This window comes from Stieleria magnilauensis, assembly GCA_007753675.1.
GTDB classification, from domain to species: Bacteria; Planctomycetota; Planctomycetia; order Pirellulales; family Pirellulaceae; genus Stieleria; species Stieleria magnilauensis.
In genome coordinates, this window is the sequence record CP036432.1 from 1,920,271 (window position 1) to 1,940,974 (window position 20,704).

The 20,704-nt window shown below is 58.8% G+C and carries 14 protein-coding genes; 7 read left to right on the forward strand and 7 right to left on the reverse strand.

All coding sequences use genetic code 11. The features are described 5' to 3' along the window. Positions 1–2: 2 nt before the first annotated feature. The 3 genes from TBK1r_RS06935 to TBK1r_RS06945 all read right to left on the reverse strand — a co-directional run bounded on the left by TBK1r_RS06935 (position 3) and on the right by TBK1r_RS06945 (position 3,731). On the reverse strand, positions 3–1,115 hold the full coding sequence (locus tag TBK1r_RS06935) for a KpsF/GutQ family sugar-phosphate isomerase (protein WP_419581058.1): 1,113 nt from the start codon (positions 1,113–1,115) through the stop codon (positions 3–5). Positions 1,116–1,400: 285 nt separating this feature from the next. Continuing rightward, on the reverse strand, positions 1,401–2,489 hold the full coding sequence (locus TBK1r_RS06940; RefSeq protein ID WP_145208429.1) for a redoxin domain-containing protein: 1,089 nt from the start codon (positions 2,487–2,489) through the stop codon (positions 1,401–1,403). After that, positions 2,490–3,731, reverse strand: a complete 1,242-nt coding sequence (locus tag TBK1r_RS06945; protein WP_145208431.1) for an NAD(P)/FAD-dependent oxidoreductase — start codon at positions 3,729–3,731, stop codon at positions 2,490–2,492. Between the two features lie 433 nt (positions 3,732–4,164). On the opposite strand from TBK1r_RS06945, the gene radC reads away from it, so the two are divergent. From radC to TBK1r_RS06965, 4 genes are all read left to right on the forward strand, one after another. Then, positions 4,165–5,118, forward strand: a complete 954-nt coding sequence (radC, locus tag TBK1r_RS06950; RefSeq protein WP_145208433.1) for a RadC family protein — start codon at positions 4,165–4,167, stop codon at positions 5,116–5,118. A gap of 140 nt (positions 5,119–5,258) precedes the next feature. Beyond that, positions 5,259–7,007, forward strand: coding sequence for an alkaline phosphatase (locus tag TBK1r_RS06955; RefSeq protein WP_419581059.1), 1,749 nt, complete (start codon positions 5,259–5,261; stop codon positions 7,005–7,007). Between the two features lie 98 nt (positions 7,008–7,105). After that, positions 7,106–7,954, forward strand: a complete 849-nt coding sequence (locus TBK1r_RS06960; RefSeq protein WP_419581060.1) for a suppressor of fused domain protein — start codon at positions 7,106–7,108, stop codon at positions 7,952–7,954. A gap of 22 nt (positions 7,955–7,976) precedes the next feature. Next, a complete protein-coding gene (locus TBK1r_RS06965; RefSeq protein WP_145208437.1) occupies positions 7,977–9,353 on the forward strand; it encodes a DUF1501 domain-containing protein in 1,377 nt (458 codons plus the stop codon). Positions 9,354–9,523: 170 nt separating this feature from the next. On the opposite strand, the gene TBK1r_RS06970 is transcribed toward TBK1r_RS06965, so the two are convergent. The 3 genes from TBK1r_RS06970 to TBK1r_RS06980 form a co-directional block, all read right to left on the reverse strand. Further along, positions 9,524–12,325: a c-type cytochrome domain-containing protein gene (locus tag TBK1r_RS06970; protein ID WP_145208439.1), complete on the reverse strand. Its 2,802-nt coding sequence runs from the start codon at positions 12,323–12,325 to the stop codon at positions 9,524–9,526. Between the two features lie 274 nt (positions 12,326–12,599). Then, on the reverse strand, positions 12,600–13,490 hold the full coding sequence (locus TBK1r_RS06975) for an aminotransferase class IV (protein ID WP_145208441.1): 891 nt from the start codon (positions 13,488–13,490) through the stop codon (positions 12,600–12,602). Continuing rightward, complete coding sequence (locus TBK1r_RS06980) at positions 13,465–14,529, reverse strand: hypothetical protein (RefSeq protein ID WP_419581061.1); 1,065 nt, start codon at positions 14,527–14,529, stop codon at positions 13,465–13,467. The genes TBK1r_RS06975 and TBK1r_RS06980 overlap by 26 nt, the downstream gene beginning before the upstream one ends. 271 nt (positions 14,530–14,800) lie before the next feature. Between TBK1r_RS06980 and TBK1r_RS06985 the strand changes: the two genes are divergently transcribed. The 3 genes from TBK1r_RS06985 to TBK1r_RS06995 all read left to right on the forward strand — a co-directional run bounded on the left by TBK1r_RS06985 (position 14,801) and on the right by TBK1r_RS06995 (position 18,276). After that, entirely contained in the window at positions 14,801–15,322 is a 522-nt protein-coding gene (locus TBK1r_RS06985) for a hypothetical protein (RefSeq protein ID WP_145208445.1), read from the forward strand. Positions 15,323–15,494: 172 nt separating this feature from the next. Further along, positions 15,495–16,472 carry a transglutaminase-like domain-containing protein gene (locus tag TBK1r_RS06990; RefSeq protein ID WP_419581062.1) on the forward strand — a complete coding sequence of 326 codons (978 nt, stop codon included), beginning with the start codon at positions 15,495–15,497 and terminating at the stop codon, positions 16,470–16,472. Positions 16,473–16,818: 346 nt separating this feature from the next. After that, positions 16,819–18,276 carry an IS1380 family transposase gene (locus TBK1r_RS06995; protein WP_145208447.1) on the forward strand — a complete coding sequence of 486 codons (1,458 nt, stop codon included), beginning with the start codon at positions 16,819–16,821 and terminating at the stop codon, positions 18,274–18,276. 248 nt (positions 18,277–18,524) lie between these two features. Here the strand turns inward: TBK1r_RS06995 and TBK1r_RS07000 are convergent, their stop codons facing one another. Beyond that, entirely contained in the window at positions 18,525–20,672 is a 2,148-nt protein-coding gene (locus TBK1r_RS07000) for a 3-keto-alpha-glucoside-1,2-lyase-like domain-containing protein (protein WP_145208449.1), read from the reverse strand. Positions 20,673–20,704 lie beyond the last annotated feature (32 nt).

The window sequence follows — 20,704 nt, forward strand, 5'->3', positions numbered from 1 at the left end:
GTTTAACCGCGAAAAGGAATCGTCGACGGCGAGGAGTGAACGCCGGATTGGTCGCTGATTTCGCCGAGCGTGATCAAATCGGTGATGTCGACCATCCCGATCGGCTTGCGATCAGAATCCACGACCGGCAGCTCGCTGATCCGAAGCTGACTGAGCAGCGCGATCGCATCACTGAGTAGCGTCTGCGGTGCGACACAATGGGGGTCGAGTGTCATCTTGGCCTGGATCGGACCGTCCAACGCTTCTTCGCATCGCGACTCCAGCAATCGCGCCAGATCGCTGTCGGTAAAAATCCCGGTCAGCTGGCCGGCACCGTTGGTCAACATCACCGCGCCGCTGCGGCGACCGGAGATCGAGCACGAAACCATGCACTGGCGAATGGAGACGGACTGGTTTGCGACGCGACAACACGTCAGCGGCCGCATCAACTGGCCGACGTTGGAAAGTTTTCGGCCCAGCGCGCCGCCGGGATGGAACTTGGCGAAATCACGGGCGGAAAATTCACGCAGCTGACTGGCCAATAGCGCCACCGCGTCTCCGACGGCCATCATCACCGTCGTGCTGCTGGTCGGCGCCAGACCGTGCGGACAAGCCTCGGCATGGCGTCCGTAGACCACCCTGCATGTCGCCGCCGCGGCCAATGGGTTGTCATCGTCAGCGGTAAACGAAATCAATCCGGATCCCTGTTGCCGCAATTGAGACGCGATCCGCGTGATTTCTTCGCTGCGGCCGGAATTGGAGAACGCCCAGACCAAATCGTCGCTTTTGACGCGGCCAAAGTCCCCATGAACGGCTTCGGTCGGGTGCAGAAAGTGGGCGGGGGTTCCCGTGCTGGCCAACGTTGCGACCAACTTTTTCCCCACCAATCCCGCCTTGCCGACGCCGGTGACGACGACGTTGCCCGGACAAGCAGCTGTCAATTCAGCCGCAGCGACAGACGATGGCCCGATGGCTTGGGCAGCCTGCGTCAGTGCAGTCGCCTCTCGGGAGATGATTTCGCGAATCGACCGGAGTCGTTCCAACAGTGTTTGTGGCACCTTCGGCGGCACGCCAAATTCGTCAGAAGTTGACTGTCCCGGAGTGCGATCTGACGGCAATGGCAGTGCAGCAGACACGTGGATCCTTCCCAAAAGCGTGGTTCAGCCGGTTTTCCCTACCCGGCCCGCCAACAAACGCCCCTCCACGGCACGCCCGATGACATCAGCAAATCCTACCCAAGATCCCCGAACCATTGAAAGGCCAGACTGGAGGGGTTAGCTGTTAGCTGTTAGCTGTTAGCTGGCCAAATCCCATGATCCGATTTTCCTGTCACCCATTTTCTTGTCCTCCAGTCCCATTTCTCTGCTCTCTCCTTGTCTCCTTGTCTCCTTGTCTCCCCCTCTCAGCGTCTCCCTATCCCCTCACTCCTCCGCTAGCAACTGCTCGATCGTTTCCCGCATCTGGGCCTCACCCGGCGTTCCCTTCCAGTTCATCTCACCCTGCCACCAACGCCGCAGAAACCCTTTCTTGTCGACCAAATAAACCGTCGGCCACATGGTGTTGGACCACTGTTTCCAATTGGCCGACTGGGCGTCCATCAAGACCGGGTATTGAATTTGTTCGGTCTGGAGTGCCGCGGCGACGCGATCGGCTGATCGTTCGGCGGCGGTTTCCGGCGTCTGGATTCCGATCACCACCAACCCTTTGTCGGCGTAGTCGGCGTGCCAGCGGTTGTAATGGGGCAGATTGCGTCGGCAGTTGATGCATTGAAATGCATAGAAATGAACGGCAACAACCTTGCCTTTCAAACCATCGAGTGTCAGCGGGTCGCCCTGCAACCAGCTCGCTCCTTCGCTGGTCAACTCCGGTGCGGCGGGATACATGCGTTTGACGGCTGCAAAGTTGAACGCTGGCCCGGTCAACGAACTGAGTGTGCGTTTCTGCTGGTTCGTCAACGCATCGACAAGTGCCTTCTTTTCGTCCGCTTTCGCCTTGTCGATTTTCTTGGCGGCGGCGGCAGCATCCAACGACTGAGCCTGCGACTGTTGCTGGACGCCTGCGACAACGCTGTCCGTTTTCGCAAACACTTCGTAAAGCGATTCTCGAGTCGCCGGCGACAACCCCAACGCGGTGGCAGTTTTGTCGCGAACGATCATTCGGGTCCCGAGAGCCTGGTTGTGCAGCTGGTCCAGACGGTTCAACTGTTTGGAATCCAGGATCTCGGCCAAAGCATCGGCCAATTGTTCGGACAATCGATCGATCGTCTCGATCCGTTCTTGGGCTGGGCGGATACGGACGCGAAACCAAGGCCCATCGATCGGTTCCAGTGCGGCGAAAACTTGGCGGACCTGATCTTCCGAAAGGTTTAACTCTCGATGAACCGCGTCGTCGCGGATCATTTGCAGCAGCACCGGCTGGATTTCCGGCGGGGCGGTCTGGGCTGGCAACGCGGGTGCATCGAAGGCGATCGCTAACAAGAACGCCATCACGACGAGAGATTTGTTGAACATTTACGTCGCCATCGACATCTTGGCTTGTTGGATCGATTTTTCCATGTCGTCGAACATCTTTTCGGCGCCTTCTTTGAAAACACGTCCGATCAGCAGATCGGTCAACGTCCCGCGATGCTCGGGGTGTTCTTTCATGAAGCGGCCGATACTGAATTCTTTGGTGTAGAACGCATGGACCAGCTTTCTCACCCACATCGCCCCTTGTTTGAATTCGTCGGCCCAGGCGGCCAGTCGTTCGCCGGACAGATCATTTTCTCGGAAGCCTTGCACGACGGCGTCACCGGCTCGTACGCCCATGTCGAGCGCAAAATAGACACCGGAGGAATAAACCGGGTCGATGAACCCGAAGGCGTCGCCGACCAGCACCCAACCGTCGCCGGCGTGTTGCTTGGTCATGTAAGAAAACTCTTTGGCGGTTCGCAAATTGCCCAGACGGGTCGCCGGTTCCAATCGCGGCTTCAGTCCCGGACAGCGATCCAGTTCCTCCGCGTAGACCTGTTCGGGAGTCCCACGGCCCTTGAGCAAATAGTCGTTGTCGGAGACACAGCCGATGCTGGTGATGCCGCGGGAGAGCGGGATGAACCAGAACCAAGCGTCCTTGGATTCGGTTTGCAGAATGATCGTCGCCCCTTCGTTGTCGCCTTCGTCCCGCACAGCGTCACGGTAGTAGCCCCAGATGGCCGCTTTCTTCAGATCGGGATTGACCTCTTTCAACCCCAGCTTGTTGGCGATGAAAGATTGCTGCCCGGTTGCATCGATGACGACCTTGCAATCGATCGGTTTGGTTTGGCCGGATTGATCTTTGACGACGACGCCGATCGCTTTGCCGGCATCATCAAAACGCACATCGGTCAAACGGGTCTCGTCGTAGCAGTCGGCACCGAGCTCGGCCGCCCGATCGAACAGCATCTTGTCGAATTCACTGCGTTCGACCTGCCACGTGTCGCTGCACTCGCGTTCGTCGTGCTCGCGAAAGAAAAACGGTGCCGATTCACTGCCTCGGTGGGAAACAAATTGCACACTCTTTTTGACCTGCCATCCCGCCGAACGAATCCTGTCGGTCAGGCCCAATCGTTGCAGTGGCCAAAAGGTTTCCGGCATCAGCGACTCGCCGACGTGAAATCGGGGAACACGTTCTCGCTCGATCAACAGCGTTTCCAGCCCGGCTTCGGCGGTAATGGAAGCCGCCGACCCACCGGCCGGCCCTGCACCAATGACAACACAATCGTAGGCAGACTTCATCTTCGTATTATTCGTTCGTCTAGAAGAAATGGGGCGGATTGACACTCAGTACGCCCGCTCTGATCGGGCCGATCCCGCGACGGTCTTCTCGCCGCAGGTGTGAAACACCTACTTGCCGCCGGCAGAACCGCAGCTTGGTTGATTCAGCAACGATCTGCGTGCCAGTTTAGCAACTCGAACAGTGGCGGTCGCGTCGTCGAAGACCGATCGCACGGTTCACCCAAGCCTGGCCAAGACCGAGAATCCACCCTTCTGGCAATGGTTGAGACGGTGGTTGGCCCGCCAGCAGACGGACGGACCGCACGTCGCAGGGCGTTCCATCCAGACGCGATTCCCCACAGGCGGGGCCAGCCACCCCACGAACGGGCTCAGGTTCGTTACGATCTGCGTATCAAATCGAACCAATCACGCAGGGAATCAGCGGGATCCAGCCATGGGGCAGCAGAAGAAACGCAAAGAAAAACTTCTTCAACTCTTCAAAACACTCTCGCCCATCAGTGCATTTTCGAAACAACAGGCACGGGAGCGGTGTACGGAACTGACCCCACATTTCGTCTCGTTGGCACTCAAAGACCTGGTCCGCGAAGGGATTTTGGATCGTTATGAATCGTCCGACCAGGAGACCTATGCCTGGCGGAACGCACAGGTCCGCGTCGATCCGTCGCATTGGATCGAACGCCAAGTCAGCGGCAACCAGGTCACGGCGCAACCGGAACAGGAACGACCGCGGGAACGGTTGCTGTCGTCCGGCGCCGAGACGCTCAGTGATGCCGACCTGTTGGCGATCTTGATCCGGGTGGGGGTAAAGGGCGAATCCGCGATCGAAGCGGGAAAGCGGCTGTCCAAGACGTTTTCCGACAAGCTTTCCGATCTGCGACGCAGCGGCAAAGACGAACTGCGAAACATCAGCCCGGCGATCACGGTGACCAGCTATGCCGCGATCATGGCCGGCATCGAACTGGGACGCCGCGTGGCGCGGCATGAACAACAGCATCGCCGGGCGCACGCTCCGATCACGAGCACCAGCGCGGCGGTGGAGTATTGTGACGACGCGTTCAGCGGGCTGGCGATCAGCGGGGTCCAAGAGGAATTTCACATCGTCACGTTGAGCACCAAACACCTGCCGATCAACACGCATCTGATCACCCGCGGCACGTTGGACGCCAGTCTGGTGCATCCGCGCGAAGTCTTTCGGCCGGCCATCCGCGATTCCGCTTCGGCCGTCATCCTGGTGCACAATCATCCCTCAGGGGATGCGACACCGAGTCGCGAGGACCACCAAGTGACTGATCGGATGACCGAAGTCGGAAAGCTATTGGGAATCACGGTGCTGGACCATATCGTCGTCGCCTCGGAGGGGTCGATCAGCATTCGAGAATTGGCGTGAGCCCCACTCGGAGAACGGCTCGACAGCGACTATTCTGTCCGCCCTCCAAACACGATTCGTTTCCGTATGGGACGCGGCATGTGATGCCGCTTGCGGACGCGATCGCACGAGCCCCGTTTCTTCATGAAATCTTAACGACCATGGATCCTCGCCAAGCCATCTCTGATCGGCGTTTCGGACCTGCCCTAGGACTGTTGATGGCCTCGCTGGCATCACTCTTCACGTTGACCGTCGTCGCCTCGGCCGAGCAGCCGACCACCGGCGGAACGGCAAAATCACAGCCGGCCAGATCACAACCGCCGGCGGCGGGCCGGGGGGACATGATGCGTGCGTTGCAACAGCGGGCGGCCGAGACACAAACACCCGTGTACGGTCATTGGGGCTTGGACGCGACCAAGTACAGCAGTTGGAACGAACACAGCAACCGCTTGGTTCCGGTTTACACCTTCGGTCTGACCCTTTCGGACTGGCGTGAACGGGGCAGCCTGTACGCCGACGCCCAGCGATTGAAACCATTGGAGCGGTCTTCGACGGCCAGTTCGATCAATCCGACCGCGATGTACTTTGATGAGACCGATGTCTATCAATTGCAGCGAGCGGCCGTCGATGCCGGTTACAGCAACATCATCATGCTGGTCTTTGACGGGATGGATTGGCAAACCGCGCGGGCCGCGGCCATCTACAAAACCGGTCGCATCGATTATGAATCGGGTCGCGGTACCGGGTTGGCGTTTCAAACCGACCGACGCACGCTGACGGACTACGGATTGATTTCCACCAGTTCGGCCGCCGATGAGGCGACGATCGACGTCGATGCGCAACGGGTTCTCAGCGTCAGCGAGCAACCGTCTTTCGGTTACGACGTCAGACTCGGCGGGCGAACGCCGTGGAATGAACGCAACGGTAGCGGGTACTTGATCGGCCAAGATCTTTCACGACCGCATACCGTCACCGACTCCGCCGCTTCGGGCACCAGCCTGTGCAGCGGCATCAAGACGTACAACGGTTCGATCAACGTCGCGCTCGATGGATCGCAAATCGTCCCCCTCGCGCGTGAGTTGCAACGCGACCAGGACTTCATGATCGGCGTGGTGACCAATGTTCCCGTCAGCCACGCGACTCCCGCGGCGGCCTACGCGAACAACGTTTCACGCAAAGATTATCAAGACCTCGCCCGTGACCTGATCGGGTTGCCGTCCGCAGCCCATCGCAACGATCCGCTACCGGGCATCGACGTGCTGTTGGGCGCCGGCTGGGGCGAACACAAGGACGAAGACGAACTTCAAGGCGCCAACTTTGCCAAGGGCAATCGATACTTGCATGAAGAAGACCTGCGGACGGTCGATCTGCGAAACGGCGGCCGATACCGAGTCGTCGAGCGCACGGCGGGAAAATCGGGTCGCAAGTCGCTGCACCGTGCCGCCCAAGCCGCGGCGGACAACCAGGAACGATTGCTCGGATTCTTTGGAACCCGGGGCGGCCATCTGCCGTATGCGACCGCCGACGGTGGCTATGACCCGGCCGCCGATGTCGTGGACGCGGAAACCTATTCCGCAGCCGACATCGACGAAAACCCGACACTCGCCGAAATGACTGAAGCGGCGCTGTTGGTGTTGGAACAGTCGATCGACGGGTTTTGGTTGATGATCGAAGTCGGAGATGTGGACTGGGCCAACCACGCCAATAACCTGGACAACAGCATCGGCGCCGTGCTGAGCGGTGAAGCCGCGTTTGTCAAAGTGATGGACTGGGTCGACGAGAACAACGCCTGGGACCATACCGCGGTCATCGTCACCGCCGACCACGGTCACTACCTGGTCCTGGATCATCCCGAAGTCATCGCGGCGGCGGGACGGAGCGAGACGGCAAAGGAATTGGCCGAAAAATAGGCAGCTGAAAGAGGCATCCGGAATTCCGCCGCTGAACAACTGTTAGACTGTTGCGTTGGTTGAAATCTGAGCGACGCAAACGTGAGCGGTGAATCGAGGTGGACGTAGAATTCCGGTGCCCCAAATGCGCCAAACGCTATAAAACCAGCGAAGCGCATTCGGGAAAAAAGACCCGATGCGGCGGCTGTGGCGAAACGATCGAAGTCCCTTTTCCGCCGCTGGAGATCCCGGACGAAGTGACCGACGGCGGCAGCACGGTTTATCGCCATGAAGCGAGATCGCGCGAGTTTGAATTGGCGATCGGCGACAGCGAGAATATTGAACGTGTCGAGGCTCACATCGCCGAACACGTCGGCGAGGTCGACAGCGTCTGGCATGAGCTGATTTCTGATCTGGTGCACATCGACGTGCACTGGGTCAAACCGTCGTCGGAGCGTCCCTTCCACACGCTGATCACCACCGGCATGAGCGATCGTCCGATGTCGCCACCCGAGGGTGCCGAAGAATTGGCGTACGCCGAGTTGATGCTCTGCCTGCCGCCGGATTGGAAACTGGACGAACAATCGCTGAACGACACGACCAACTACTGGCCGATCCAGTGGCTGAAATTCTTGGCCCGGTTTCCGCACGAGTACGAGACCTGGTTGTTTGATGGTCACACCATCCCCAACGGAGACCCCGCCGACCTGCTCGACCCGAGCGTCGACTTCATCGGCTGGTTACTGACGTTCCCATCGACGACCAACGAAGAGTTCATTCGACTGAAGATCTCTGAGGAAAAGTCCATCTACTTCCTCGCCGCGATCCCATTGCTGCAGAACGAAATGGATTTCAAACTAAAATACGGCACCGAAAGTCTGTTGAAACGTTTTGACAAGGCCGGCTACAACGAAGTCTTGGACGTCAATCGCAAAGACGTCTCGAAGAAACGATTCTGGTTATTTTGACTCCGCCCGCTACACCCAAACGATGCTGACACGACGACAACTGCTGGCAAGCTGCGGCACCGGACTGGGATCCTTGGCGCTCTCGGACCTGCTGGCCCGGGATGCGACGGCGAACGGATTGCATTTTCCGGCCAAAGCCAAACACGTCATTCATTTGTTCATGAATGGTGGTCCCAGCCAAGTCGATACCTTCGACTACAAACCGCGTCTGAACGATTACGCCGGCAAAACCGCGCCGACGGAAAAACTGAAAACCGAACGCCCGACCGGCAATGTCCTGGGCACGCCGTTCAAGTTCAAACCGTATGGACAGTCGGGGATTCACGTCAGCGAGTTGTTCGCCAAAACGGCCGAACACATTGACGACATCTGCTTGATTCATTCGATGCGCGCCGATGTCCCCAACCACGAACCGTCACTGATGTTGATGAACACGGGCGAATCGCGTTTGGTTCGCCCCAGCGTCGGATCTTGGCTGACCTATGGCCTGGGCAGCGAAAACAGCAACCTGCCGTCGTTTGTGACCATGTGCCCGGGCGGCTATCCGATCAAGGAGTCGCAGAACTGGCAGAACGCGTTTTTGCCGGGCAAGTACCAAGCGACCTATGTCGACACTAGCCACCGTCAAGTCGACAGGTTGCTGGAGAACATTCGCAGCGAATTGGTTGCCGCAACCGATCAACGCGAACAACTGGACCTGCTGGCGAACCTGAACCGCCAACACGCCGCGTCTCGGCCCCATGACGAACGGTTGCAGTCGCGGATCGAATCATTCGAGTTGGCTTATCGGATGCAGAGCGAAGCGGCCGACGCGTTCGACGTCACGCGCGAACCCCAGTCGGTCCGTGACGAGTACGGCGACGGTGACTTTGCGCGGCAGACCCTGATCGCGCGACGGTTGGTCGAACGCGGCGTTCGCTACGTGCAGCTCTACACCGGTGCGGGACAACCGTGGGACAATCACGACGATTTGGAAAAGCAGCACCGTAAACTGGCCCAGCAGGTCGACCAGCCGATCGCGGCGTTGTTGGCCGACCTCAAACGCACCGGACTGCTCGACGAGACGATCGTGATCTGGGGAGGCGAGTTCGGCCGCACCCCCGTCGTCGAGATGCCTCGCAAAGGCACCAACCAAGGCAAGATGAACGGCCGTGATCACAACCACTACGGCTTTACCGTGTGGATGGCCGGTGGCGGCGTCAAAGGCGGACAAACCGTCGGGGCGACCGACGAAATCGGATTCCAGGCGGTCGAAAATCGTGTCCATGTCCACGACCTGCACGCGACCTTGTTGCGGCTGATGGGGCTGGACCACAAACGATTGACCTACCGTTACGCCGGACGCGATTTCCGTCTGACCGATGTCCACGGACGGATCGTGGACGAAGTGCTGGCGTAGGTCTTACGTGATGCTGGCATGCACAGCATGCCCTACCAATCGGCAGACGGCCACTCAATCCGCGACGGCTGACGGTAGGTCACGCTGTGCGTGACGGCGGACGGTTGTGATGCCGGCATGCACAGCATGCCCTACCGATCGTCAGCGATGTCGGCATGCACAGCATGCCGTTACGGCAGCACTTCGACGGTGATCGGGTGCGAGGCCAATCCGCCGTCGACGCCGGCGGTCAGAAAGAACGAGCGTTTGCCGGGGACGGCGGTGGGATCGGCGGTCACAAAAAACTCTCGCTGCGACGCGCCGGCAACGATCAACAATCCGTTCAGACCGATGTTGTCGACGTAAACACCCTGGCTGGCGTTGCGACCGGATTGCTCTTTGCCGAACGAAACTTCATTTTCAAATTTGTCTCGACGCTGAACCAACACGCGTGCCGAAACCGTCTCGCCCCGCCGCACTTGCAGCGTCCAATTCTCGTGGGCGGCGATCTCGGCATCGACGGGTTTGATGATCGGGACGACCTGTGCCGGGCTGGGATCAAATTTTAATTTCCCCAGCGATCCCGCCTGCCGCTCGACGCGTGTTGCGTTGATCATCGCCGATGCGGTGAGCGTCGGTTCGATCTCGCCATCCCAGCCTTCTTCGTTGGGATCCGCCCAAATCACTCCCGTTGCGAATCGTTGACCGGCTTCGATCGTGAGGGGGAAATTGCTGACCAACCGATCCGGCAGCCCGTCGATTTCGAATGTCACGGCGCCGTCGAATCCATCTAGCCGATCGATCTGGACTTGAAATTCGCGTCCGGTGCCCGGATGCAGCGGTTTGCTGATGGCTTTGGTCGTCGGTCGGAATCCCGGTCGTGCCGGGCGGATGGCCAACCGATACCCGTACGACGAACCGCCTTCACCCCGCGTGTCACCGATGCGAACGGTGTACAGCCCATCGGCCGGAGCGGTAAACAACAACCGACTGTTCTTGCCCGCCAGTCGTTGCGGGTCATCGTCGTTTTCGTAGTACACATCAAACACGGGCAATCCGTTGGCCAATGGTTCGGCACCGGCCGGCAACGGTCGAACGATGTAGGCCGGTTCTCCGAGCGCGTGGGTCGTCCCGCTGGTTCCGAAATACGTCCAGCGATTCCCTTCACCGGGATACACATTGAATCCCGAATCGGGACCGCGTGGATGCATTTGTAAGCGCGTCACTTCGCCGGCCGCATACAGGTACTCGCCGAGTTGCATCTCTTCCCAATTGAACACGCGAAAGTCGCTGATCTGCTCGCTGTCTTTACCTCGAAAGGTGAAGTACGAATCCCGCACGGCTTGCAACCGGACTCTCAGGACGGGCTCGCCAGCGGCGTCCAGCACGGTGACGATCGGGTCGAGACGGCTATCCATTTCAGCGTCCGCGTCGATCGCCCAGACTTCTCCCTGGTGTGCCGGCCAGCGATACAGATCCACTTCACCGGCCCGGCCGATTTGTCCCTTGATCGACACGTTGCGGTCGACATCCAGGATGCCGGCGGAATCTGCCGCGGCGTCAGCCTTTGTCAGCGTTTGACGCAAGGTTGATTCGTCCAGTGAAATCGCGTCGCCCAGGTCCATCCAGACGGGCTGCAGTTCCTGTTCCGAGCGGCTCGTGCTCTGCGATTCGATCGGCGGCAAGGGGCGGGAGACGACTTGTCCGTTCATCATCGAGATCACCACCTGTAGGCTGTCTGCGGTGATAAAAAGATCGGTGCCCGATTCCGGAAGCGACTCCAGCGACGCCACCGGTTGCCAATCGGACATCCGAACGCGTTTGACGCTGCCGGATTCCGAGATTGCGACGAGCGATTGGTCGTCCGGGGCGATCGCGAAGTTGACGATCGGCGTCTCGTCCATGAATCGCGTGGCCACCAACGGGTTGATACGCGGCGTTTGGGTCGATCGCAATCGCCAGGCGCGAAGTCGATTGTCGGCACTGACCGCCACGATGTGTCGTCCGTCGTGGGTCACGGCAACGGCAAACACTTCGCCTTCGGGCTGGCTGAGCGTGTCCAGTCGGATGCCTTGCTCGACATTCCACACCTTCACCGTCTCGTCGGCACAGGCGCTGACCAACACCGTTCCATCGGGCGAGAACGCCAAGTCAAAGATGGCTCCGTTGTGTCCGGTCAAACGCCGAACCACATTGCCGGATGCGACATCCCACAGCACGATCGTTCGGTCGTAGCCCGCCGTCGCCAGCATCGTATCGTCGGGCGAGAAGACGGCGGCGTAGAGTGTGTCCTTGTGTCCGACAAATTCTCGAATCAGGGCGCCCGATTCGGTGTCGTAAATCGCCGCGCGACCGTACGCCCCCGTCAGACCGGATGCGACCAGCAATCGCGTCGCATCCGACGAGAACGCGAGCGAGTTGATTTTGCCCAGTTGGTCATCGGAAATTTCTGTCGTCGGTTTCGAGTCCCGGTCGCCGGTAGCGTGCCGGATTTCGATGCGTCCATAAGACGCGCGTGCGGTCGTCCTCCCATCGGGAGCACGGGCAATCGCAGTGATCGGAGCGACCAGGCCTGGAGACGGCTTGATCGAGGGCGTGCGCAGCTCGCGTTTGACCGGCATTTCACCCTGCGGTCCGACGGCGCCCTGTTCGATCCATCGCGCCAGAATTTCCAATTCACGTTCGTCGGGGCCGTCGGTACCATCGGGCGGCATGACGGGTTCGACTTCGCCGCGGACCATCATCAGCAATCGGCTGCTGGCTGGGACGCCCGGGGTGATGGCGACACCGGTTTCGCCCCCTTTCATCAGACCGACGAAATCATCCATCACCAAGCCGCCTTGCGGGTCGTCGGCGTTGTGACAGCCGACGCAGTACTTTTCCAGGATCGGATAGACATCGCGTTGAAAGTCAGCCGGCTCGGCCGCCAGCGCAGGCGAAGGACCGCTACACAACACAAAGACGATCACAGCAACGAGGGTTTGCAGTTTCATTTCGTCGGCTTCATTTCGTCGGCGAAGGGTGGGAGAGGAAGGCGAGCAGCGGTCCATTGTAACCGTCCACGAAGACAGCACCGATTACCGCCGCGTTTTTTGCCCAAAGGGCATGCATATCCCTAGCCTGGGGCAAGCAAACCGAGCATTTGCGAGGGTTGCGCCGCCCCAGGAACCTCATCGCAATGAGGTTCAATTCGGCCAACGGCCATGCACAACTGAAGGGGAAGCTACCGGCCGGAGCAGGACCCTCGCGCCGGCGCTGAGACATCCACTACCCGACACGGCCCTCGAATGCCGATCGGAGACGCTGATAGACGGGTCCGGCCGCTCGCAGCGGGGAGCGGTCGATCGAGTTGGCGAACCAGATCCCGCAGCTCGTTCCCGTCAGTAAGACTTCTTCTGCGGCGGCAAGTCGTTCGCGCGAGATCCGTTGCTCGCGCCAAGTGATCCCGATTTCAGACGCCAGTTCGCGGACCACTTGCAGCGAAACGCCGCTGAGAATCTGATCGCTCGGCGGACACACCACGCCGCCCGCTTCGACGATCAGCAGGTTTGCGATACTCGACTCGGTCACCGTGCCGTCGGAATCGACCAAAATGCCGATCGCGTCGCTGTCCGTCTGTCGTGCCTCTCGATCGGCCAGGTAGTAGTGCAGTCGACAGCGGACTTTGATGTTGCGCGACCAACACGCGCTCGGCGGTTGCTGGACGGACGTGACGACCAGGAGGCTGCCGGATCGTGTTCGCCGCTCGATCAATGCCGAGTCGATCGGGTACAGATCGATCACCAGGGTCGGTGAATCAGCCGTGCCGGGTGTTGCGAACCATAGCACGCCGAATTCTTTTTGCCTCGCTAACCACGCCCCGTTCCGCGCGATGGCTTCGTCAATCAATCGCGACAGCGATGGGCGGGACGGAAGTCCGGTCAGATCGAGCGCCTTGGTGGTGCGTTGCCAACGATCCAGGTGCCGGTCGAGTTCGAACAGCCGGCCGTTGTAGGCGCGGACGCGCTCGACGGCCGTCACCGCTTGGGTGACCGCGGGGTCTCGCGACGACAAACACACGTCATCCGCGTTGATCCATGATCCGTTGTGATACGCCAGACGCGTGACGCCTGAATCGACCGGACGGGTGGAATCAGAAACTGATTCGTCGGATTCCATTGATCAGCCTCGCCATGTCGACTCCGGCGTTGCAACCGCCTTGATAGTAGTCCATTTCCGAGTGGCGAAGTTTGACGATCGAGGCACAGTCGCGCGAGCGAACCGGCAATCGCGTGCCGTCGACACGATTCGCAAAGATGGTCGGCCCGCTGTAACCCAGTGCCGTGTCGCGGCGAATTCTCTCCAACAACCAATAGCGTTTCAACACCACGTCGCGTCGGTTGTAGAGCAACACGAGTTCGTCCATGTTCTTGGTCGCAGAACCATGGTAACCGTTGTCGCCAAGCCATTTCGACTCGATCGCGGGGGCCACCAAACCGACGCGAACGTTGGCACCGGTCAACGGAGGCTCGGGCAATTGTCGCCCTGAAAGTGCGCCCCCGGCCAACGCATGCAGTGCGCCGGTGGTCACGCGTGCTCCGAAACTGTATCCGATCATCGCCATCGGCACCGAAGCCTGGACATGGTGACGCAGAAACGAAGCCAGGTACAACCCTTGTGCGTCACAGCGATCTGCCTTGAGTCGAAAATCCTTGACACCGATCATTTCCTTTTCGCTCGGCCAACTGTAGATCATCCAATCGATCGGACCGCGGGCCCCACGCATCCGAATCCGATTTCGAATCATCGACGATCGGTTGACGACTTCGCACACCGGCATACGGTTGCCGTGGACATAGAACACGACGGGGCGTTCGGGCGAAACGGATGCCAGGTAGTCATGCTGATTGATCTCACAGACCGTTCCGCCATCGATGCGCCACATCCGAAAGGGAATCTCGACCAGCGAGGCGCGACAGCAATCCGCGGTGAGGTGACGGGTCGAGACGAGAAAGACGCGATCGTCATCACAAACGCAACAATCACTGGCGGCGAGAAAGTCGGCCACCGCCGCTTCATCACTATCACAGTTCGCGGCGATCGCGGCGAAAGTTTCCGGTTCGTTCGCCTCGACACCGTTCGGCTGGGACAGGTCGACCGAGGCCTCGACGACATCGACAATCACTTCGTGGTCGGTTGCCGCGGCATGATCGCCCATGCACGCAACGGGCAGTGCAATGGGCAGTGCAATGGGCAGTGCAACGCACACGAGCGACACGAAGATTCGGATTGACGGGAACATCCGCATCATATGGCTTGAGGTGGGATCAAAGGCGGGTGGGTGAGAACTAGCGTCTGACTGGACGCAACAAATTGTTGCTGAAAAAAAACGATGTTGCGTTTGCACATCATTCAGAGCGTCCTAGTTTTGTGTGGTTCTCGATCCGAGACCAACGAATACGCTCCCTGTGCATATCGCGGAATCTCCAATGAACAATCGTATTATTCTAGTCGCAATGACTGTCGCTGTCGTAACGACGACTTCGGGCTGCACCCCGTTCCGAAACTTCTTTTTCGGTCGCGGAGCCAAATGCGGTTTGTGCACGCGATTGGCCACCCCGCTGCGGCGGCAAGCCCCCCTGGCAGCGGACCAGCCGACCTGCAACCAGCCCCTGGCGGCCCAACCCCGATATGCCCCGCCGGCGGCCGGCTATGGATGCAACCCCGATCCCTGCGCCACCGGCTATGCCCCGGCGGCCCGCGCGATGAGCGCCTACCCGGCCGATCCGTACTGCTGCACCCCCGCCAACGGCGTGGCCCAGGGTGGAATCGTCAACGGCCAGGGCTACATTCAACCGTATAGCGGCGTTTGGCAACCCGCACCGACCGATGCCCAAGGCTATCGGGCGAACTACTACGGGTACCCCGACGTCGGCTACCGAGTCGACGCTGATGGCGACCGAATCATCTATGAAGAACCGTTGCCGCCCGGTGCCCGAGCGGTCAACTGATCCGGCATTCCCTATCGCACGAGACGCAAGCGGGTGAGACAGGCACGGGGAGACTCACTCGTTTGCGTTTCGTGCTTTCCATCGTTCAGACTACTCTAGGTAGGTTGCTGGGTGTCGTTCGGTCTCATCAGCCGACTCCCATTTCAACCCGCTGCTGCCCTCAGGAACCTCCATGCGATTTAACGATTCGATCCGTCGACGACATTGGATGAAACGCACGGCGCTGTGGGGCGCCGCGGCAGTCGGTTCGATCGATTCCCTTGTTTCATCGCCGGCCTACGCCCAATCACTGGTTTACGAAGAACAGCCGGTGACGCACTGGCGGATCGGTCTGGTCTTGACCACACCGGTGACCTGCACCAACGTCCTGGCCACCTTTCCCGTGCCCACCGACTGGCCCGAACAAACCGTCACGGTGCGGAATCAGAACATCGCCCCCCAAGTCACGCGTTGGGAAATCCGCGAGTTGGGAGGAGGAACAAAACAGGTCGTCTTGCAAATGGCGCGTGTCGCTGCCGGATCAACCGCCGAATTCACCATCGATGTCGACATTCAGCGGTCGCGAATCCTGCCCCCGGATGACACGTCGACGCTCGTGATTCCCAAACGACCACCACGCGACGTCAAACTCTACACCGGCAACAGTCCCTTCATCGATGCCTCGCACCGTTCGATCCGCGAAGCGTCCAAAGAAGTCGCGGAGATGGAAGCGGACAATGACTGGCGGCGCGTGGAATTAATCTATGACTACGTTCGCGACAAAGTGCAGTACGTCGAAGGCGATTTGAAAAACGCATCACAGGCCCTGCAGGAAGGCAAGGGTGATTGCGAAGAGATGACCAGTCTGTTTGTCGCGATCTGCCGCAACCTAAAAATACCCGCCCGCGTCGTCTGGATTCCCGATCACTGCTATCCCGAATTCTATCTGGAAGACGCCGACGGCAACGGACACTGGTATCCCTGTCAGGCTGCCGGTACCCGCCAGTTCGGACGCATGGACGAAACCCGTCCCGTGCTGCAAAAAGGCGACCGATTCAAAGTCCCCGAAAAGAAGACGCCGGTGCGTTACGTTTCGGAATTCTTTCGCTGTGACCGCAAGGGACGCGGAACGCCCAATCCGACCTTCATCCGAGAACGCTTGGACGCCTGAGCCGTGAGTACGGCACGGGCATGAGTGTTGGTGTGCAGGCTTCAGCCGCCCACGGTCGCTGCGTCGCAGCGATGTTTCCTCAGGTGAGGGCCCGTAGGCTCGCGCCAAACGGCTGACAATCGTTTGACATCAGCCGGTTCGCGCCAGCGTCCGGGCCTCCCCGTTGGTCTTCACGTAGCGGTATTGGGCTGCAGCCGCCCACCGTCGCTGCGTCGCAGCGACCGGGAATCGCCTAACCCGGATATTGCATCCGCTTATTCGACTGCCCCTATAGCGCGAAAGCCTTAGTTCGTGTATCTATTGGAGTTACGACACTTCATAGACCACAAAACCAAGGCTTTCGGCAATGACAAAGCGTAAACGAAATCGTCCCGCATTGAAACGCCTCAGAAGGCAGGCCGTTGAGGTAGATTTCGACGGCGGATCGCTCACTTCCGATGGGGGCCTCGTCCTGCTTCGCGAAGTCGACAAAAAGCTCAATTTGATCAAGCGGATCGACCAAGCGATTCACGACCCGCGTGATCCGATTCACACCGTTCATTCTCAAGCGGAAATCCTTATCAGTCGAATCTTTGCGATCGCGGCCGGATACGAAGACGCAAACGATCAACAGCAGCTTCGCGATGATGCCGCCTTTCAAGTCGCCGCCGGACGGCCCCCTCGAATCAATGACAGGTCGGATGACGATTGGGATCCCACTCTGGCGAGCCCCTCGACTCATTCCCGATTTGAAAACCGAATCACCAAAAAAGAACTCTTCGAACTCAGCAAGATCCTCGTCGACATTTTTCTTGACAGCTTCGACACCCCGCCTGATGAAATCACACTCGATCTAGACGCAACGGACGACAAGGTACACGGCGATCAAGATAAAAAGGCTTTCAATGCCTACTACGACAGCTATTGCTTCCAACCTCTGTACGTGTTTTGCGGCGACCAACTTCTCGTCTCGTATCTTCGTCCAGCCAACCTCGGTGATGGCCATCACGCACGCGGAATCACAAAATTGCTTGTTGCAAGGATCCGCCAACGATGGCCTCGGGTCAAAATCACCCTTCGTGGTGACGGAGGTTTTGCGATCGAACGCCTCATGCGCTGGTGCGACAAAAACGATGTCCACTACGTCTTTGGTTTGCCCAAGAATAAGGTTTTGGTCAAGCAAATTGCCTGCGAAATGACTCGCGCAAGAGTCGAGAGATTCCACCGTGGTGGCAAACAAGCCTTTTACAAGTGGTTTCGCTATCGCACCGGCAGGACGTGGGACCGCCATCGCTGGGTGGTCGGCAAAGCAGAGTATACCGCCAAAGGCCCCAATCCTCGCTTCGTCGTAACAAACTGTTTCTCAAGTGACGACATTGTCGACACGACCTACCATCGACCGATGGTCGATGGCAAAAGGCAGCCGCTACAAGTTAAGACTCCAGGGACATGGTGCTCTGTCGCTTATGACCCGGAGAAGTTTTATCGAGAGCACTACTGCATGCGTGGCGAGATGGAGAATCGGATCAAAGAGCAACAGCTTTGTCTGTTCGCTGATCGCACCAGTTGCACCCGTTTTATTGCCAATCAGTTCCGCGTGATGCTTTCATCATTTGCTTACGTTCTACTCGATGGGTTGCGTCGCCTGGGCCTGAGTGGAACGAAACAGAGTCGTCTACGTGTGGACACGATTCGATTGCGACTGTTGAAAATAGCAGCCCGAGTTCGAGTGACTTGTCGTCGGGTGGTATTTCATCTTTGCAGCCATTGCCCCTGGGAACCGCTGTTCAATCAGGTGCTGGCACGTCTGTGCCGTAGCGATTAGCCACTCCCATCGCATCGTGTGGCACCGCGCAGCGACTTCCGGTCGTCTGGGGGTAGGGGGCCCTCTGCCCGCAGCGAATCGATTGCAGCAAAAACCGGCTATCGTGGACAGCCTCGCCGTAACTCAGTCTAAAATCAGAGTCAACCAGTCAGCGGATGCAATATCCGGGCTAAAGGCTAGACACCAACGGTTGCTGAATGCGTTCTGCTGTTACCTTGGCGGCAGACGATCGGCGTGCACAACATGCCCTACTCGGTTTTGACGGGAAACGCGAACTCGCTGACGGCTTCTCCGTCGACCTTGTGATGACGGAGCGTCAATCGCGGCTCGTCTTCTTCACCGGCGTATTTCAATTCACCGGACAAAAATCCGCCGGCGACGCGTAGGAAGCGGTGTTGGGGGCGTTCGTCGCCCGGTTTCCAACCCAATTCATGTTCCTCGCTGCCCGGTCCACAGCCGAACTCCCAGAGGTCGGCTTCGGAATCGAACGATGCGTATTGCCAATGTCGGTCGCCGCACAAGACGATCACATTGTCGATCGTCGCCAGTTTGGCGCGAATTTCGTCGCCTTCATGGGCGAAGATCTCGTTGGCGTGATTGTCTTTCTTGTTGTCTCTGTCAGGGCCGACGACCGGCGTGGGGCTACAGATCACTTTGAATGTCGCAGTCGATTCATCGAGCGTCTTGAACAACCAAGCCTTCTGTTCGTTGCCCAAAATGGTCTTCTCCGGTCCATCCGGCATCGAGTTGGGGCTGCGGTAGTCGCGTCCCTCCAAGAACCAGACTTCCAGATCACGCCCCCAGCGAACGTTGGTGTAGCGTGGAGTCAACGAAGGGAATTGTTCTTCGTTGAACAGCTGGACGCCTTGCTCAAAACTGACCGAACCATAGGCTTGCCCGGCCCAACAATCGTTCTTCAGCGTGTCGTGGTCGTCCTTCAAAAAGTAGCTGGTGGTGTGGCTGTAAAAGTCACGGTTGCTCGGCAAAGCAAAGATCCGCCCCCACTTGAAACGCATCAATTCGATCGTCATCGCCCAGGGATCGGGTTTGTCGTAGTATTCGATGTCACCGGCGTGGACGACGAAATCCGGTTGCATTTTGGTCATCGTCGGATAGATCTTGTGTCCCTTCATCCCGTCGTCGCGGCGGATGAAGTCGTGACAAGTCGTGATGCAAAACTTCACGTCCTTTCGCGCGTTTGCTTTCGGTGCGGTTCGGAAGGCGCCACGGACGACCGCGGTTGTTTCGTCGCGATCGAGTGATTGTGCTTCGATAATCGCAGCGTATTGCGTGTCAGGCTTAAGCCCTTTGAGTTTCCATTGGGCGGTGAAGTCGCTTTCCGGTTTCGTTGTGATCCACTCGGTGGTTTTCAGCGCGTAGCGTTGCTTGCCCGGAAAGTACATCAGACGGACGCGGCCAGGCGCCCCAGGACATGCCCCCAGCATTTCGGACAATTCGGCGCCCTCGGGCAGTTGGACACGGAGCAATTTTTCGGCATCGGTTTCGTTGGCAAGTTTTCTAGCGTCGTTCCTGGAGACCGACACGAACGCTTTGCCGTCGGCGACGAAATCGGGCCGCGCGGTGGTGCGAGTCCAAATCACGATCGAATCTTGATCCGCCCAGCTGTTCCGCATCGCATTGCCGAGGAACGGTGCCGTCGCGATCGGCGTTTCGAGATCCGCGGGAGCGACGTCGATCGCGGTGAACTGAAACTTTCGATAGACCGCTTTTCCGCCGTGGTCGGTCAACATGATTCGATCGCCGGGCTTGGGGCTGCCGAAATCCTGCGAACCATAAAACTTGCTCAGCGCGATCGTCTTGTCCCAGCTCGGGCCGGTCGTCTTGGCAGAAGCAACGAGTTGGCCATTCAAATAGTGTTCCAGTCGATGGCCGCTGGCGACGACACGGGATTGGTTCCATTGGCCGGCCGGGTGCAGCACCTTCTCGTGCTCGGGCGCCACCAGATCGTAAATCGAAGCCGTGCTGCCCTTGGCCAGACTGGTCGGTTTGTCGTCGATGATCTGATACTCGATTCCCAAATAATTGTTGCTGAACAGGTGCTTGCCGAATCGACGTACCCGGTACTTTAGTCCCGTGTTCGTTTTTTCGTCGATCTTCCATTCCCATGACAATTCAAAATTGGGCGGCAACGGCCCACTGACGAGACTGCCGTTGCCGCCACGTGGCTGGACCAGACGCACCTCCCCATCGGCGAATTCCCAGCTGTCCGTCACCGGTTTTCCGTCAAGCGTTTCCCAAAATTCCGCAATGGCAAAATCGAGCGTGTTGCTGGATCGTTGATCGTCGGGTCTCGCATCTTCGGCGAAGGCTGCATGGAGACCAACCGACGACGCCAAAAAGAGGACCAGGAACGGAAAACGCTTGAATCGAATCATGAGTGGATGCGTTCGTTGGCAAGGGGAATGGA